Here is a 16,644-nt window from a genome sequence, read left to right as displayed (position 1 = left end):
CTACACCGATAAAATGACCGTTTATCGAAAAAAAATGCACCTAATCTATAAATTCTAAGGTTGTTTAACCGTATGACGTTCTATAAAAAGACCACATGGTCAGTTTTACCCAAATTTTTATATTATGAACAAGAGCCTTAAGCGCATGGCAACCATGCAACGTTTACAGACCACCGGATTAGAATTATTTTATGCCCAAGGGTATTACGATACTAGTGTTGATGATATTCTTAAAAAACTAGAACTTTCTAAAGGGGCTTTTTACTATCATTTCGATTCTAAAGAAGACTTCTTCATTCAAATCATTCAAAATTTATTGGCACGTAAAATCTATAGCACTTTAATAGAACCTATTGAAGGGCATGACAATCCAATTACATTAATTACAAAGTGTTTTGACAATGCTATGGAAACTGCAGTACATAATGAAATGGACTACGGTTGTATACTAAGTAATTTCCTAACTGAATTCAATGGTAAAAATGAAGTTATTATGCGCCACTTAAATGAGATTGTTACCGTTTGGGAAGTAAACTTAATTACAGCATTACAAAAAGGAAAATTCAATGGTTATTTAGACCGTCATGTAGATTGTGAAGCTTCGGCTACATTTCTAATGAGCTCTTATTTCGGGGTAAGAACCTTAATGACAAGTGCAGCACCTGCTTCTAAGAAATATAGATTTATGTCTCAGCTACGTCAATATTTTAAAAGTATCGAAGCTAAGCCCGTTAATTCTTAAACCGAGGTGCTTGAAATTTCACTTATTTTCTGAACGATAGTTGCTGGTAATATGGTTTCCATTACATTTTCATAACCAACGGGATACTTATTCCCATAAATGGAAGTTGGTATCGCAGGGTATTTTTCTCTATCGGATAAAAGAGCATTACCCGCTGGCTGATTAAAAGGTGAAAATCCAGCATACGGATGTGTTACACCCCAAATTGTTACGGTTGGCACACCAAACATAGCGGCTAAATGCGCATTTCCACTATCCATCGCCAACATTAAATTAAGGTTGGATATTAAGCTTAATTCATCTGGGAATAATAATTTTCCAGCTGCATTATAGCAATTGTTAAACTGAGTTTCCCATTTTGCCAAAACCTCTATTTCTTTTTTTCCGCCACCAAATAATATAATCTGATATTTATTGGATGAATTCAATGTACTTAATACCTCTTCCATCAAAGGTTGCGGATACATTTTTCCACTAAAAGCTGCAAAAGGAGCTATACCGATTAGAAGCCTATCATTACTATTTTTTAAACTCAAAGCTTTTTCGGGAATAGACTTTTTAGACAAGGTTTCCATCTCATGTATTGCAATAGCATACCCTAACGCATCAAAAACGTCTGCATAGCGTTCAAAAGTAGTTGGTAAAGGTTTAAAAGATGTTCGATTCGGATTTATTAAAGCTTTCTTAGCTGTCCTTCCCTTATCCACTTGAATGAATGGAATGGTAGAAAATTTAAAAAACTGTTTTAGAATAGAACTACGTAGAACATTATGCAAATCTGCAACTGCATCAATCTGAAACGCCTTTAATTCTTTGTATAATTTCCAAAGACCCAAAATACCTTTATGCTTTCCTTTTACATCGACTTTAAAAACGGAGACATTTGGGATATTTTCAAAAATTGGCGCAGTAAAGGCTTTTGTTAAAACCGTAATTTTAAGGTGAGGATATTTTTTTAAAACCCCTAAAATAACCGGAACAGTCATAGCGACATCTCCCATTGCGGAAAGTCGTATGACCAGAATATGCTTGTTTTTATTTATTGCCACGAAGGATGGGGTTTAGTTCCTCATCATTATACATTTTCATTTGCTTATATACCTTCATATACTTTGTACCGCTTTCAATATCAGTAAGTAATTGGTCAATAGCTAAAGAAAGGTCGTTTTTTTGTTCAAGCAAGATTTCTAATTTAACTTGACATTTTTCTCTATGCGCTAAAGAAGCATCTACCCTAGTAGCCTCTTCATTCATATGATAAATTTTTAAGGCTAAAATAGACAAGCGGTCAATTGCCCAAGCGGGACTCTCGGTATTAATAGTAGCGTCAGACTTAACATCTACCGATTGGTATTTATTTAGAAAGTAACTATCAATGAACTCTACCAAGTCGGTTCTATCTTGATTACTGGCATCAATTTTTCGCTTTAAAACCAAAGCATCATCAGGATTTATATCCGGATTTCTAATAATATCTTCATAGTGCCATTGAACGGTATCAATCCAGTTTTTGCGATATAACAAATGCTCGATATCCTCTTTCGAATACGGGTTATGAAAACTTTGATACACATCATCCTCTATGTGATATTTTTCAATACTAGTATTAAATATTTTAAATGCGAATTCGCTAAACATAAGAGCCTTTTTTACAAAGATAAAGTTTAAAGGATAAACCTAAAGTTTCACAACAAAAACTATGATGGGTATTAAAATACTAGAAACTAGAATTAATTCTAAAAACTTAGGTTTCTTTATAGATTGTAGATAGTTGACCACAAATATTACTGAAGGAAAAAAGGTAATTACAACGGCATTATTATTTTCTGAGGTAACCAATACATTTACCACTAAACCAATTATAAAAGAAAATGCAATTAGCCTCATAACTATAACCTTACCAACACCCGACTTGCTTAAGTGAACAAAAGCTGAAAAAGCAAGAGCCATATTAAACAAAGCATACAATGTCATTTTTAAGCTAGTCCACCATTTAATAGGAAATATAGCGTCATAGTTTATTGCAAAATCATAATGTTCTTGAATAAAACCAGGCTTGCCAAGCAAAACTAATATACCGTACAGTATCATAAAAAAACAAGAAGCTACCGACAAGATAACAAGCCAGTTTCTTATATTCTTAGGGTCATAAATATATATTGCAGCAAAAACTAATAATAAATAAAGCAAAGCCCATTCATAAAAGACACTTGAAATGCAGATCCATAGTCCGGCATCAAAAATCTTAAGTTTAATATTCTTTAGAGACTTAATGCTTAGTAACCGCCTCATGGCGAGTAATAGAAAAAAACTAGTAAGAATGGCATTATTATCACCTAAGGTCTCTGGGAATACCACAAACAGTAGCGTAAAAAATAAAATGGCAAAAGAATTTGTGCCGGTGAGTTTGTTACGCTTTACAATGAAGTCAACAATAAAAACACTAAATAATAAGATGGTCAAAATACCGATTGCCGGGGCAATTTCTAAATTGCTCATCGATAAATCAAATAGGTAAAATTGCACTGACCAGTAGAAAAGAAACAAAAAAACCAGAATAATGATGAAATTCACCGGTTTTGTTTTCTCAAAAATGCTTGAAATCATCTAAGCTTTTTATATTTTTGCTGGTAAATATAGTAATAAGATGAAATCATTTTTTGAAGGTATCGCAGATTTGTTCGTAAATGTACTATTTGCACCGTTAGATTTTTTACGTTTTACAGATAGTTGGGCCTTGGCAAATATCTTAAACTGGATATTTATGTTAATCGGTTCGGTAGCATTTGTGTATTGGATGCTGGAATTGAAGAAATATAACGATAAAGGAGAAGAAGACACTTCAAGCACTTCTCATTCTTACTTATAATATCAAATTAAATCTCCTATCAGTTTTTATTCTTAAAACTGATAGGAGATTATTGATTAAAGATCGAAACCTAGATCTTTTCTATAATTCATTCCCTCAAAGGAAAGCTTCTCTACATTCTTATACGATTGCGCAAGTGCCGATTTAAAATCAGTACCAAAAGACGTAATCGCCATTACCCTACCTCCGTTAGTAACTACTTTACCATCTTTAAACGTTGTACCTGCGTGGAATACTAAAGATTCAGATATGGCATCTATGCCCGTGATTTCTTTTCCTTTCTCGTACGACCCAGGATAACCACCAGAAACGGTCATAACAGTAGTAGCTGTTCTTTCATCTAACTGTAAATCTATTTCCGATAATTTTTGTTTCGCCACTGCATCAAGTAATTCTACCATGTCATTCTGAATACGTGGTAAAACAACTTCAGTTTCAGGATCACCCATTCTAACGTTATATTCAATGACCTTAGGATCATCACCAACTTTTATAAGTCCGATGAAGATAAATCCTTTATAAGGCATATTGTCCTTTTTAAGCCCTTCTACCGTAGGTTTTACAATTCGCTGCTCTATCTTATCCATAAAAGTCTTATCAGCAAAAGGAACCGGTGAAATAGCGCCCATACCCCCTGTATTGAGTCCCGTATCACCCTCACCTATTCTTTTATAGTCTTTTGCAGTAGGTAGCACTTTATAAGAATCACCATCTGTAAGAACAAATACACTTAATTCAATTCCGTCAAGAAACTCTTCTATAACCACGGTAGCACTAGCAGAACCAAATTTTTTGTCTACTAACATAGACTTTAGTTCTTTCTTAGCTTCATCAAGCTCATTTAAAATTACAACACCTTTACCAGCAGCAAGACCATCGGCTTTTAAAACATAGGGCGGATTTAATTGTTCTAAGAACTTAAATCCATCTTCAACTGTTTCAGAAGTAAAGCTTTTATACTGAGCGGTAGGTATACGATGTCTCATCATAAATTCCTTCGCAAACTCTTTACTACCTTCTAAGGTAGCCGCTAATTTTTCGGGACCTATAACAGCGACGTTTTTTAAATCATCATCGTTAAGAAAAAAATCATGAATTCCGTTTACTAAAGGATCTTCAGGACCAACCATTACAAGCTGAACATTCTCTTTTAAAACTAATTTTTTAATAGCTTCAAAATCATTTACACCAATTGGTATGTTTGTAGCTATTTGTTCAGTCCCCGCATTACCCGGTGCCACAAAAAGTTTTGATAGTTTATTACTCTGTGCCAATTTCCAAGCAAAGGTATGCTCGCGACCTCCTGATCCTAGTATTAAAATGTTCATTCTTCGAATTTTGGCAAAAATACATTTTGCTTTTTAAAAATATTATTTAGTAGAAAAATTTCTATGCTCTTTCTTTTGTAAGTCCTCTGGTGACAATGATTTGAAATAATCGTATACGATTTTTAATCCTTCTGTCCTGTGTACCTTTGGTTCCCAACCTAGAATTTCTTTTGCTTTGGTAATATCGGGTTGCCGCTGAGTAGGATCATCTTGAGGTAACGGTTTATAAATTATTTTTTGTTTGGTCCCCGTCAAAGCTATTATCTCTTCTGCGAATTCTTTAATAGTAGTTTCATGCGGATTCCCAATATTAACAGGATTTGTATAATCGCTAAATAATAATCGGTATATTCCTTCAACCTGATCATCAATATAGCAGAATGATCTACTCTGAGACCCATCTCCAAAAACGGTTAAATCTTCTCCACGTAACGCTTGACCCATAAAAGCAGGTACAACTCTACCATCATTTAAACGCATTCTAGGACCATAGGTGTTAAAAATACGAACGATACGAGTATCTAGTCCATGATGTCTATGATACGCCATTGTAATCGACTCCATAAAGCGTTTAGCTTCGTCATAAACCCCACGAGGACCTATAGGGTTAACGTTACCAAAATATTCCTCATTTTGAGGGTGAACTAATGGATCACCATAAACTTCGGAAGTAGAAGCTACTAAAATTCTAGCACCCTTTTCTTTTGCCAAACCTAATAAGTTCAGTGTACCAAGCGAACCCACTTTTAAAGTTTTTATAGGAATCTTTAAGTAATCAATAGGACTTGCGGGAGAGGCAAAGTGCAAAATGTAATCAAGCTTTCCAGAAACATGCACAAATTTAGTTACATCATGATGATGAAATTCAAAATGTTCTAATGGAAACAAATAAGCAATGTTATTCAGGTCACCAGTAATCAAATTATCCATTCCAATAACGTGAAATCCTTCAGCAATAAACCTATCGCATAAGTGAGAACCTAAAAAACCTGCAGCACCTGTAATTAATATTTTTTTCATAATAATTCTAGTAGGCTTTTTCTTCTCCTTTAAAGGCATTTACAATTGTTTCCACGATAATTTTTAAATCTAAAAAAAAGGACCAGTTTTCAACATAAAAAATATCAAATTTTATTCTGTTCTGAATATCGCTGTCTTTTTCAATTTCCCCCCTATAACCTCGCACCTGCGCCAAACCAGTTATTCCTGGCTTCACAAAATGCCTAAGCATATATTTATCTACCCTATTTGCATATTCATTAGTATGTTTAAGCATATGTGGCCTGGGTCCTACAACTGACATATTTCCGAAAAGCACATTATAAAATTGAGGTAATTCATCAATACTGGTCTTTCGAATAAAACGACCTATTTTAGTAACCCTCATATCATTTTTACCTGCCTGCATGAAATCTGAGGATTCATTGACCGCCATTGACCTAAATTTAAAGCACTGAAATTCATTGTTATCAAACCCAGTTCGTTTCTGTATAAAAAAAACAGGACCTTTAGATTCTAAAGAAATAATAAGCGCCAATAATGGTCCCAACCAAATAAGTATTCCAAAAATTACAATCAAAGAAAATATAATATCAAATGACCGTTTAAGAATAGCATTTAAGGCATTATGCAGGGGAATGTCTCTTAATGATAGTATTGGTAAATAATCATAATATTCAAACTTTAATTTCTTTGAAAAAATATTCTTATTGTCAGGTAAAAATTTAAGTGTTTTTAAATTATTATCTGCAAAATTAATGAACGCTGATAATTCTTCATTCTTCAATTCAGAAACAGAACAATAGATTTCATCTATATTGTTATTAGCAATAAATTGAAAACTTTTCAAAAGTTCAAAATCACGGTCCTTAGGACCAAATTGTGCTACAAAATTGAACCCAAATTCTCTCCTTTCTTTAAATACCTCAATAAGTTGATTAGACTTCTTACTTCTACCAATAACAACAACATTTCTAAGATTCCCCTTTACCCTTTCTCTATATTTATGTAAAAGGAAAAAATTTAATATCTTTAAAAAACTTATCCCAATAAATACTAGAATGAAGTATTGACCTAATGCCAAACGGCTCATTAAAGGTTGTTTAAAAAACCCTATAAAAGCATAAAGGATTAAAAAAAAGAAAACGAATTGTGTAAATAATTTTCTAAAAAGAACCACCGCTTTTGAATACCTGTGTATAACATAAAAATCATTCTTAAAAGAAAGTACTACCCAAGTAAAAGAAATATAAAAATGAAATAAATAAGGGTTTTGAAAATTTATAGGTAAAAAGTTCGCACACAAATTTATTACCAATAAATCCAAAATATAGGATAAAGGTGTAATGAAGCCAGAAAATCTACCTTGTTTAAAGAGCATTATATTATAGTAAAACTTAACGAAGATATTAAAATCCAAACTTCTCCTTAAATACTAAGTACATAAAATTAAAATTTCCTAATAAATAGCGTTTCCACATCCTTTTAGGTTCCTGAATAAGCCTATAAAACCATTCTAAACCGTTTTTCTGCATCCACAGAGGAGCTCTTTTAACCTTACCAGCAACTACATCAAAACTACCTCCTACACCCATTACAAAATTAACCTTGTTCAATAAAGCCTTGTTTTCGTAAAGAAAATTTTCTTTCGTAGGGGAACTTATAGCTACAAACAATATATGCGCACCACTATTGGCAATCTCTTGGGCAACTAATTGTTCGTCTTCTTTTTTAAAATATCCATTTCTATAACCTGCCACAATATTAGGAGAATATTTTAACGAAAGTTTGTCTACAACAGTCTTAACTACATCTTCTTTAGCTCCGAAGAAAAATATTTTATACTTCTTACGGAACGCCATTTCTACCAAGTTATTCATTAAATCTATACCGGCAACCCTTTCTTTTAACGGCTTACCTAAAAATTTAGAGGCCCATACAACCGCCTGGCCATCAGCATTAATTAAATCACTTTCATTTACACTTTTTCTCAACTGTAAATCATCCTGCATAGCAACAATTTTGCCCGCATTGACCACCACATGATGTATTTGCTTACCATCTTCAATATTATTCTCAACAATGTTAAGTGTTTCTTTCATAGTTAAATTATGAATTCGACTACTTAAGATATCAACTACTTTTGGTAATGGTTTCATTTTGTTGGTTATAAAGCAATAATAGTGTTGTAAAGAATGACACAAAGGTAATACCCGCATTTCGTTTAAAGTAACTTTCTATTAAACATATTGATAGAATACTTATAATATAAAATAGAAACAGTGAGTCGTGCTTAGTAAAAGCGATACATAAATTATACGTGAAGAAATATAATAATATAAGTAAGCCTATAATTCCACTTTCCAAAGATGTTGTAATAAACTGATTATGTGCATTATACTGCAATTTAGCGGATGTCGCCATATTGTTTTCTAAAAAAGCATTTTTCAATATTATTGTTTCCTTACTAACGCCATAACCAAAAAATGGTTTGTCCTTAATTAGTTCTATAGCTAAGCGCCATCTCGCAACTCTAGAATCACCATAATTTTTACTGTTATACTTTGTACCAATTTCATTAGATAATTCCCAAGCCAATTCTTTTGAAAACCGCTGGGATAGATACGTGTTTTTTAAGAAAAAAAATAAACTTCCAAAAATGGCTATTCCTACCAATACTATTACAAAAACATGTTTGAATGATTTTATGTAGCTCTTTAACATTGAATATCCTATAAATACCATAAAAACCACTGTAAAAACGATGATTATTCTAGAATTAATAAAAAGTACAGCTAAACCAAAAATCATATATGTAGCACTAACGAACCAATGATTCTTTATAGGTTTTAAAAACCATAAAGCAAATAGGGAAAGCAAAATAAACATTCCAAAATATGAAGGATGTATGTCTATATCTGACATAAAATGTACATTGGTATGATAGTAATTGAATAAATCCTTATCAATTACAAAACCATTTTTAGAGTGGTAATATTTAATTAAAACTTTATAAATGAGATAGAGTGATGTAGTTAAACACCCTATAATTAAACCAAATAAAGACTTAAATTTAATTTTTTCAATAATACTATTGGGTAATAGTAAAAAAACAATTGGAGAAATTAAAAAAGTAATTCGCCTACTAATTATCTGAAAATCTGCTTCTATATCATTAAACGTTAAGATACTTATTAAGGCAGGAGCAAACAATAACAAAGTAGATCCTTTTACAAAGCGGAATTTAACATCCTTAAATTTAAAACCATAAGAAATTGAATAGAATATAGATAGTGTATAAAATAAAATTAAAGCTGCATTGCTGTACTTAGTAGAAATTGGCAAAAGAAACCCAAAAATCATTACTGAAAACAGAATTATTCTAGATAACATTTAAGTTCTTTTTATAAAACATTAAACTAAATAAAAGTCCTATAAAAACAGCTGACATACCAGAACTATAAACGTGTCCTGCAATTGTTGAAATACCAAATAATACAAACAACATTAATATTACTAGACCGGCATAAGGGTAATTATTTGTAACCCTTAGCTTCTTAGCTTGATAATAACCAAAGATCATTAAAAAAATAAACAGCGACAAACCAATTATACCATAAGAAAAGAATATATCTGCTATATCTATCTCCACTATAGAGTTTCCATTTAAAAGCTCATAGGTGGTTTGGCCCACCCCAAAGAACTTTTCCAATATATTATACTCTTCTAAATAAACTTGCCAAGCACTTTTGAAAAAATTGTTACGATTAGAAAATATAAAAGTTAGGAAATCTAGTTCTTTCCAAAAATAATCCAACCTTTTAAATACAGGTGATGCAACTATGAATTTCCAAGTTGAAATAATTACAATAGGTAATATAACCAAAACGGAGATAATTACTCTTTTTAAATATTTAAGTCTAATCTTAAACTTAAACTTTTTAACAGGGATTAATAGAAAGACCAGCAAAACACCTAGCGTACCAGTCTTGGAACTAATAGTAAGACCAATAAATAAATTAAAAATAAAGAATAAAGAATATTTTAAATTTTTGCCTTTTTGAGCAATATTAAATCCAATTATTGCACTTAAAATAATTAATAAAGCTGAAGTCTCATTACCCGCAAAAAAAAAACCCTTACTACCAATATCACCATTTGGATACATAGCATATCCTAAACCGATATACTTTAATAATATATTAAATGAGAATACAGCATAAGAAAATTGAACCAACTTAAATATTAAGTTCATGTCACCTTTCTTCCCTTTACACGTAATTTTCTTAAAGAATAAATAAGCTATAATCGGCATTAAATACCTAGATATTTTAATAAAATCCTTAAATAAAAAATCAATTTTTAATTGAAAAAACACTTGAATTAATGAAGGGATAAATAATAGTAAAAAAAGTAAAAAACATATTACCAAACGATTTTTTTCAGTTATAAAACTTAGTAATAATGAACCTAGTAATAGTAATTTAAATAATTGACCTACAGATAAAGGTAAAATTACCCCGCTATGCAATAAAAAACCATGGAGCATATCTATGGGGATTAAAGCGAACATGAGCCAAATTATTAGCCTCTCAAAAGTTAGCTTTTTATCCATTTATTGAAGATACTTTTTTTAAAACTTCAAGTTCTTTTGAAACAGTTTTATTTATGTCAATTGCCTCCATTGATTCCCTTCCTTTTAAAACTATTTGATTATATCTTTCCTCATTATTTACAACCCTGATAATCTCCTCAGCAATTTTTTTGGGTTCTTTACCTATAATTCCATTTTCTAAATGAGTAATAAACTCTGGTATTGCCGTATTGTCACTACTAACTGTTAATAAACCTGAGGACATAGCTTCACACATGCTCACCCCTTGGGCGTCCATTCTAGTTGGCGCTAACATAATTCCATATTGCGTAAAAAAATTATTAAGCTCGCTTCTTTCTATAAAATTATTTTTTATGTTTACCCTTTCTTTAAGACCATTAGCCTTAATTAAATCTCTATAAGATTTTTCATATTGACCTTTACCAAAAATTTCCAGCGTATATTTCTCTGGTAAATATTTCATAATATCAATTGCAATATCTACAGCATATTTTTTACTTGACAAAGGTCTCAGAGTTACCAATTTATACCTATTTTTATATAGCTTATGGAAGCTAAGCAATTTAGTGTTAATACCGTTGGGTATTATGTGGAAGTTGTTTTCAACCTTTAATTGTAAATTATGTTCCATATCTTCCTTCATCCATACAGATGGAAAAATAAAAGCGACATTACTTTTTTTCTTTGTTTTAGTTACAAAACGTTTTATTCTAGGAATAGTAATAGTGTCTCTTTTAACCCATTTTAGCAGTTCTGTATGGTTAAAACGAAATTCAAACATTCTTGATCCATATTTTTGAACATCATTACCATGGATATACATTACGAATGATAGATTGTTCTTTAAGATATACTTATAAATAGGCCACCCGTTTTCTTTAGTGAAAGGATAAATGTTTAATAGATGTAAATAGAGAACATTATATTGATGAAGTTCCTTATTTAATTCCTTAGAAGGCATTTGAATGACTTCAACGCCTTCAAAAACATATGTATTGAATATTTTAGAAGGCACATATACACTAACCTCATACCCTTGTTTAATCATTTCTACACATCTCATATGAACGAACATATGATTGTATGGATTATCTTTACCTGGATATCTAGATGTTAAGAAAGCTACTTTCATTACGGTTATTATTTATTTCACTTTATTTAGAACAAAGCTCATTAGTTGAGGAGACAGATACAACAAAATTTTTTGTTTTACTCCCAATTTATTAGCGCTCAAAATTTGGAGTCTGTATTTTCTGTGTATACGTTTTAATTTTGAAATTATTTCTGACTTATGTTCTTCATTATCATAACCACTTAATAATTTTGAAATACTCACAAATGAATAAAAGAAACTTTTTTCAATTTGTGAATTTCTATTTAAATTAAGGTACAATGATTCCAAATCTTTACATAAACTCCAAGCATCTTCAATTGAAGACTTGTTGGGTTTAGAAGTCATAATAGAACCAGGCCTAACTATATAATTATAAAATATAACCTCTGTATTTTGTATTTTATTAGCTTTAAACAAACACTCTAAAGTAAAGCAAATGTCCTCATACTTACGTTCTTTAAAAGTAATGTTGTGCTTTTCAATAAATGTACGCTTGTAAAGTTTGTTCCAAGCAACAATAGGCATTATAGAAACTAAGTCCAAATATTCCTTTCCTGTATAAGACTTCTCATTTAACATCTTAAATTTATTAGGCAATATGGCTTTAACACTGTCGTTTTCTAACATGTTGTAACGGCTGTCCAGAACATCTAAATCATAGGCTAAGCCTTGAGAGTATAGTTGTTCTAACACGCTATTGTCGGAAATAAAATCATCACTATCCAAAAACATTATATATTGCCCCTTGCAATATTTTAACCCAATGTTCCTAGCTCCTCCAAGACCTTTGTTTTGCTCATTAATAATAGAAATTATTCTTGAATCTTTTAAGGCATATTCATCAATAATATTTTGACTATTATCTGGTGAACAGTCGTTAACCACAATCATTTCCCATTTCGTAAATTTCTGGGATAATACAGAGTTAAAACATTTTTCTAAATAACTTTCTACATTGTAAACTGGAACAATTATGGATATAGAGATTTGATTATTTTTCATTTTGAAAGTTCCTGTATAATTCTATTCCTTCTTCAATGGTTTCCGCGTAATAAGAATTATCAACATTTTTTAACCAACTATTATAAAATCTTTTATTTTTTCCATAACTATTATTAATAATTACTGAAGGAATACCTAAAAGCAAACATAATATATGACCATGCAGCCTAGTTGATATTACAAATTTATAATCAGATAAAAAGTCTATTCCCTGTTTAATATAAGAGTCCTTGTTACGAATAGGTAAAAGTCCAAAAACACTGTTCTTTTGAACACTTCTAAAATAAAGCTTAGAAAATTTATTGTTCAACTTAACATAAAACGACACAATTGATTCTACCATTGATTCTTCATAAGTTGGCCAATCAATTTCCGGATAGCCATATGAATTTTTTAAAACATTTATTCCACCCAATTCAATATCTTTTCGTTTCATAATTAACACTTCATACTTGGGCTTCTTTGATTTGCTATAAGAAGAACAAAGTGCCATATCTGAAAGCAGTATGACCTTACAATTTATAAAATGCTTTCTCAAAATATCAAATGATACCGTATCTCTAGCACATAAGGTAACATTCCTATGAGCATTAAAAACCTTTGCACTTCTTTCCAATTCCTTTTTGCTCTCAAAATGTACAGTCTGAGAAAAAATTACTATTTTCTTATCTGGATTATTCTTAATAGTTTTTTCTCTAAAATTCTGATGTAATGGATATAAATCACCGAAGTTTCCGCCTCCATGAAGCAATATAGTGTTTGGCTGAATTTTTCTTGAAAAATTAAAAGTAACACTAGAATAATCACAACATTTATAAGGTAACGTTTTTAAAAAATCCAATTCCCCTTGATAAATTAATTGATCGCCAATATTTTTATGATTTGGAATATCATAAAGAACGTAATCTTCTGTAATAATTTTTGATAATTGGGATTCAATATCAAGTTTAATTTCTTCTAATCTCATATAGCATTTGTTTGGTTGCCCCAATTATAGGATAAATTTTCAGCACATTAAAATATGCGTTGGTTTGATGCCAAAATATACTTCTTGTTTTAGTAAACATTCCGTTCATTAAATAAGATGCCAATATTTTGGCCAATAAGGTGGCTATTGCCGCGCCAAAACCACCATAAATTGGTATTAAAATAAAGTTTAAAACAATATTAAACAATGCACCAGTACCAGTCCTATAAAAAGAATATTTTTCTAACTTATTAATAACAAACCAAGACCCACTAACCACAGCGGTAAAAACAATTAAACAAGACCAAATATGAATGGTCAGAATTTCTCCAGAAACAGAGTATTCTGCCCCGTACAATTTTGTAATCAAATATTCTGAAAAAAAAGTAAAAAAAATGGTTAAAACTAGAGCAAAGCTGGCCAAAACTAACATTAAATTCCCTATCAGTTTGTTAAACCCATTTTTATCTTCTTTATGTTTTTTTATTAATTCGGGATAAAATGAATTAACGATCGCAACTGGAATAAAATACCATACCTCTGAAAACTTGGTAGCTACTGCATAATATCCTACTTCAGCCTGAGTAGAAAGATAACCAAGCATAACCTGATCTAATTTAGTATAAATAACATAAAAAACACCTGAAATGATTAAAGGGTAAGAACTTTTTAATAACTCTTTGGCAATGTAAAAATTAAAATATTTAAACTTTATAACAATATCCGTTTTCTTATTGATAAACCAAATTATTAATATCAAACAAACCAAAAATTCCAACGCAGTAGCTACAGCGAACCATTTTAAACTTAAATTGATATAGACAAATAATAATTTTACCAGACCGGAGATTAAAAAACCAATATTTTTAGCTATAACCACATATTTAGAGTTTACTTCTGCCATGAAAACGGTAAAGAACACATCTGTTATTTGAAAAATAATCTGTGTTGCAATAATCGTAATCAGTAATGTGGTATTAATGTCTGGGTGGTACATCTTTGCAAGAAGCACACAGATAAAATAAAGCGCTAGAGCGACACCTCCTCTTAAAAAGATTGATGTAGAAATTAGCTCTTGCCTTTTCTTAGGTTGTAAGGTAATTTCCCTTACTAGAACAGATTCAAGTCCAAGATTAGATATAACCAAGAAAACATAAACAAATGCAATAGAAAAATTTAAATTACCAAAATCTTCAGGACCTAAATATCTAGCCAAAACGATACTGACAAATATGCCGTATATCATTCTAAAAATTTTATCAAAAAATAACCAAGATATATTTCTGAATAATTTTGAACTTAACAGTCCTTTACTTTTCATATTATTTAAAAATGTTTTGGTTGTTTTCTTAAAAATATTTGGGTTTTACCTCATGTTTTTGGTTTATATCTAACTTAATTGGCACAGTACCTAATTTTCTCAATTTCGTCAACATGAATTAAATTGTCTCTTATCTAATCCTTAGTTCTTGCTCCACGTTAAGAAAATATAAACAGTCTTTTAAATATGCTTTTATTTAAAGTATACCCTATAATCCAATTTTCTTCTACAGCATTGTAAAGTATTATGTGAAACATTCTACTTGATTACTCTTTATCCTCTTGACTTGAAACAATTTTATTAACCAACTTTTTAAACTCTTCTCTTTGGTCAAAAAAAATATTAATATTCCGTAAAGCTACTGTTTGTGAGTTAGGTACGGTAAAAACAATTTTGATTTTATCTCCTTCAAATATGCCAAATAAATCATATTCCCTAACTAAAGTTTTATGATGCCGAGTTTTGAATTTTGTATCGTGAGTTCTCAAAATATCTTGGCTTGTATTTGCTAAATCCCAAATGTTATTATTCTTTATATAAATTTTGAATTCTTTAGGAAGTGTTTCTTCTGATAAACCATATAGAACCAACTTTTTAATATTCTTTTTACGAGCTCCTAAATCTATAACTAATTCAGTTGGAAATTTATTTGTACTCCAATAATTACCATATGTCCAATTAGGATTCAATAAATTATCCGGTCCATGTGTACTCGCAATTATACTTTTGGAGGCAGAAATTGACTTGAATTTATTTGGAGTTTCATTATCATGGAAACCTCCTAAATCTTGTTGGTAGAATTTATATGCATATTCATAAAAAATTCTATTTCCTGTCCAAACATAAAGTGTCGCCAATTGTTGGACAACCAGTTCATGGTAATGATCTGGTCGAGTTCCGTTTGCAGAATCATAGGGATACTGGCCTGTGTGAGTTATTAAACTATAAAATGAAGTAAACCCAGCGTCATAATCTTTTAGTTTAACCGATAACGATTCAATACCTTGCTCAAATAAACTTAAAGCTTGCTTACTTCCTGTAAGTTGGTAATAATAATAAAGACCCCCAAGAGAAAAGATATATCCATTTAAAACATGAGAAGTAGAATCGGCATATTCCTCATAATGAACATAACCATCCCAAATGCTTTTAATACCTCCGTCCTTTATTAAGACTTCATACGAATTAAGTGCCTGTTTAGCCGCAAAAAGATAAGATTTATCCTTGGTTAAGCTATACGCCTGTAACATGACCCCTATACCAAATGATTGTGCCATAGAAGAGGCCCAGGGCGCCTCTAGATCATACGGCGAAATTAAAGTTTTGCATTCCCAGACTCCAAACTCATCTTTAACAACTAAGGATTCTTTTATATATGATGCTTGTTGAAGAAATAAATTCTTTATTCTCTCACTTTTAGTCTTACTATAATTAGAATAGTAATGTAATGCTACCTGAGTATATTGAACTGGATAATATATTAATGAATCTTTATATAGCAATAAAGGCACATGATTCCTATCAAAAACAAATTTATCATACTTCTCAATATTCGAATTAGTAAATGGAAATATTGGTATATCATGTTTACTTTTTGGCTTGTCGAAATCAGGTTTGACACCACAACTGGCACATAGCAACAAAAGAGCCCCAGATATAACAATATAATTATAAAAATTCTTCATTA

Annotated in this window: 16 protein-coding genes; 2 read left to right on the top strand and 14 right to left on the bottom strand. The window is 30.8% G+C overall.

Translation table 11 applies throughout. From position 1 onward, the window contains the following. Nucleotides 1–124: 124 nt before the first annotated feature. Nucleotides 125–742: a TetR/AcrR family transcriptional regulator gene (locus tag DFQ03_RS01705; RefSeq protein WP_133671303.1), complete on the top strand. Its 618-nt coding sequence runs from the start codon at nt 125–127 to the stop codon at nt 740–742. On the opposite strand, the gene DFQ03_RS01700 is transcribed toward DFQ03_RS01705, so the two are convergent. Genes DFQ03_RS01700 through DFQ03_RS01690 form a run of 3 tightly spaced genes read right to left on the bottom strand, consistent with a single transcriptional unit; the run spans nt 739 to nt 3,241 of the window. After that, a complete protein-coding gene (locus tag DFQ03_RS01700) occupies nt 739–1,791 on the bottom strand; it encodes a glycosyltransferase family 9 protein (RefSeq protein ID WP_317128149.1) in 1,053 nt (350 codons plus the stop codon). The genes DFQ03_RS01705 and DFQ03_RS01700 overlap by 4 nt on opposite strands. Then, on the bottom strand, nt 1,778–2,380 hold the full coding sequence (locus tag DFQ03_RS01695) for a DUF4254 domain-containing protein (protein ID WP_133671302.1): 603 nt from the start codon (nt 2,378–2,380) through the stop codon (nt 1,778–1,780). Before DFQ03_RS01695 ends, DFQ03_RS01700 begins: the two co-directional genes overlap by 14 nt. A 39-nt stretch (nt 2,381–2,419) precedes the next feature. Further along, entirely contained in the window at nt 2,420–3,241 is an 822-nt protein-coding gene (locus tag DFQ03_RS01690) for a hypothetical protein (protein WP_394346247.1), read from the bottom strand. Between the two features lie 148 nt (nt 3,242–3,389). Between DFQ03_RS01690 and DFQ03_RS01685 the strand changes: the two genes are divergently transcribed. Continuing rightward, the gene (locus DFQ03_RS01685; protein ID WP_133671300.1) at nt 3,390–3,611 is read left to right on the top strand and encodes a DUF6341 family protein; all 222 of its coding nucleotides are present in this window, start codon (nt 3,390–3,392) and stop codon (nt 3,609–3,611) included. 56 nt (nt 3,612–3,667) lie between these two features. On the opposite strand, the gene purD is transcribed toward DFQ03_RS01685, so the two are convergent. From purD to DFQ03_RS01630, 11 genes are all read right to left on the bottom strand, one after another. Continuing rightward, nucleotides 3,668–4,939, bottom strand: a complete 1,272-nt coding sequence (purD, locus tag DFQ03_RS01680) for a phosphoribosylamine--glycine ligase (protein ID WP_133671299.1) — start codon at nt 4,937–4,939, stop codon at nt 3,668–3,670. Nucleotides 4,940–4,981: 42 nt separating this feature from the next. After that, complete coding sequence (locus DFQ03_RS01675; protein WP_133671298.1) at nt 4,982–5,959, bottom strand: UDP-glucuronic acid decarboxylase family protein; 978 nt, start codon at nt 5,957–5,959, stop codon at nt 4,982–4,984. A 7-nt stretch (nt 5,960–5,966) separates the two neighbouring features. Continuing rightward, entirely contained in the window at nt 5,967–7,319 is a 1,353-nt protein-coding gene (locus tag DFQ03_RS01670; RefSeq protein ID WP_133671297.1) for an exopolysaccharide biosynthesis polyprenyl glycosylphosphotransferase, read from the bottom strand. Nucleotides 7,320–7,347: 28 nt separating this feature from the next. Continuing rightward, nucleotides 7,348–8,097 carry a WecB/TagA/CpsF family glycosyltransferase gene (locus tag DFQ03_RS01665; protein WP_133671296.1) on the bottom strand — a complete coding sequence of 250 codons (750 nt, stop codon included), beginning with the start codon at nt 8,095–8,097 and terminating at the stop codon, nt 7,348–7,350. Continuing rightward, nucleotides 8,072–9,331 (bottom strand): O-antigen ligase family protein, encoded by a 1,260-nt coding sequence (locus DFQ03_RS01660; protein ID WP_133671295.1) that lies wholly within the window; start codon nt 9,329–9,331, stop codon nt 8,072–8,074. Before DFQ03_RS01660 ends, DFQ03_RS01665 begins: the two co-directional genes overlap by 26 nt. Further along, nucleotides 9,321–10,553 (bottom strand): O-antigen ligase family protein, encoded by a 1,233-nt coding sequence (locus tag DFQ03_RS01655; RefSeq protein ID WP_133671294.1) that lies wholly within the window; start codon nt 10,551–10,553, stop codon nt 9,321–9,323. The genes DFQ03_RS01660 and DFQ03_RS01655 overlap by 11 nt, the downstream gene beginning before the upstream one ends. Beyond that, on the bottom strand, nt 10,546–11,685 hold the full coding sequence (locus DFQ03_RS01650) for a glycosyltransferase family 4 protein (RefSeq protein ID WP_133671293.1): 1,140 nt from the start codon (nt 11,683–11,685) through the stop codon (nt 10,546–10,548). The genes DFQ03_RS01655 and DFQ03_RS01650 overlap by 8 nt, the downstream gene beginning before the upstream one ends. A 12-nt stretch (nt 11,686–11,697) precedes the next feature. Next, nucleotides 11,698–12,669 carry a glycosyltransferase gene (locus DFQ03_RS01645; protein WP_133671292.1) on the bottom strand — a complete coding sequence of 324 codons (972 nt, stop codon included), beginning with the start codon at nt 12,667–12,669 and terminating at the stop codon, nt 11,698–11,700. Continuing rightward, the gene (locus DFQ03_RS01640; protein ID WP_133671291.1) at nt 12,659–13,636 is read right to left on the bottom strand and encodes a polysaccharide pyruvyl transferase family protein; all 978 of its coding nucleotides are present in this window, start codon (nt 13,634–13,636) and stop codon (nt 12,659–12,661) included. Before DFQ03_RS01640 ends, DFQ03_RS01645 begins: the two co-directional genes overlap by 11 nt. After that, complete coding sequence (locus DFQ03_RS01635; RefSeq protein ID WP_133671290.1) at nt 13,617–14,957, bottom strand: flippase; 1,341 nt, start codon at nt 14,955–14,957, stop codon at nt 13,617–13,619. The genes DFQ03_RS01640 and DFQ03_RS01635 overlap by 20 nt, the downstream gene beginning before the upstream one ends. A gap of 266 nt (nt 14,958–15,223) precedes the next feature. Continuing rightward, the gene (locus DFQ03_RS01630) at nt 15,224–16,642 is read right to left on the bottom strand and encodes a D-glucuronyl C5-epimerase family protein (RefSeq protein WP_133671289.1); all 1,419 of its coding nucleotides are present in this window, start codon (nt 16,640–16,642) and stop codon (nt 15,224–15,226) included. Between the last annotated feature and the right edge of the window lie 2 nt (nt 16,643–16,644).

Source organism: Maribacter caenipelagi (genome assembly GCF_004364175.1).
In the GTDB taxonomy this organism is placed as follows: Bacteria; Bacteroidota; Bacteroidia; order Flavobacteriales; family Flavobacteriaceae; genus Maribacter; species Maribacter caenipelagi.
Note: the sequence above shows the minus strand (reverse complement) of the source record. Positions and strands in the feature narration are given on the sequence as shown.

Coding starts and splice junctions, on each gene's coding strand:
- DFQ03_RS01705 (WP_133671303.1), top strand. CDS start 125: ATGAACAAGAGCCTTAAGCGCATGGCAACCATGCAACGTTTACAGACC.
- DFQ03_RS01695 (WP_133671302.1), bottom strand. CDS start 2,380: ATGTTTAGCGAATTCGCATTTAAAATATTTAATACTAGTATTGAAAAA.
- DFQ03_RS01690 (WP_394346247.1), bottom strand. CDS start 3,241: ATGAGCAATTTAGAAATTGCCCCGGCAATCGGTATTTTGACCATCTTA.
- DFQ03_RS01685 (WP_133671300.1), top strand. CDS start 3,390: ATGAAATCATTTTTTGAAGGTATCGCAGATTTGTTCGTAAATGTACTA.
- purD (WP_133671299.1), bottom strand. CDS start 4,939: ATGAACATTTTAATACTAGGATCAGGAGGTCGCGAGCATACCTTTGCT.
- DFQ03_RS01675 (WP_133671298.1), bottom strand. CDS start 5,959: ATGAAAAAAATATTAATTACAGGTGCTGCAGGTTTTTTAGGTTCTCAC.
- DFQ03_RS01670 (WP_133671297.1), bottom strand. CDS start 7,319: ATGCTCTTTAAACAAGGTAGATTTTCTGGCTTCATTACACCTTTATCC.
- DFQ03_RS01665 (WP_133671296.1), bottom strand. CDS start 8,097: ATGAAACCATTACCAAAAGTAGTTGATATCTTAAGTAGTCGAATTCAT.
- DFQ03_RS01660 (WP_133671295.1), bottom strand. CDS start 9,331: ATGTTATCTAGAATAATTCTGTTTTCAGTAATGATTTTTGGGTTTCTT.
- DFQ03_RS01655 (WP_133671294.1), bottom strand. CDS start 10,553: ATGGATAAAAAGCTAACTTTTGAGAGGCTAATAATTTGGCTCATGTTC.
- DFQ03_RS01650 (WP_133671293.1), bottom strand. CDS start 11,685: ATGAAAGTAGCTTTCTTAACATCTAGATATCCAGGTAAAGATAATCCA.
- DFQ03_RS01645 (WP_133671292.1), bottom strand. CDS start 12,669: ATGAAAAATAATCAAATCTCTATATCCATAATTGTTCCAGTTTACAAT.
- DFQ03_RS01640 (WP_133671291.1), bottom strand. CDS start 13,636: ATGAGATTAGAAGAAATTAAACTTGATATTGAATCCCAATTATCAAAA.
- DFQ03_RS01635 (WP_133671290.1), bottom strand. CDS start 14,957: ATGAAAAGTAAAGGACTGTTAAGTTCAAAATTATTCAGAAATATATCT.
- DFQ03_RS01630 (WP_133671289.1), bottom strand. CDS start 16,642: ATGAAGAATTTTTATAATTATATTGTTATATCTGGGGCTCTTTTGTTG.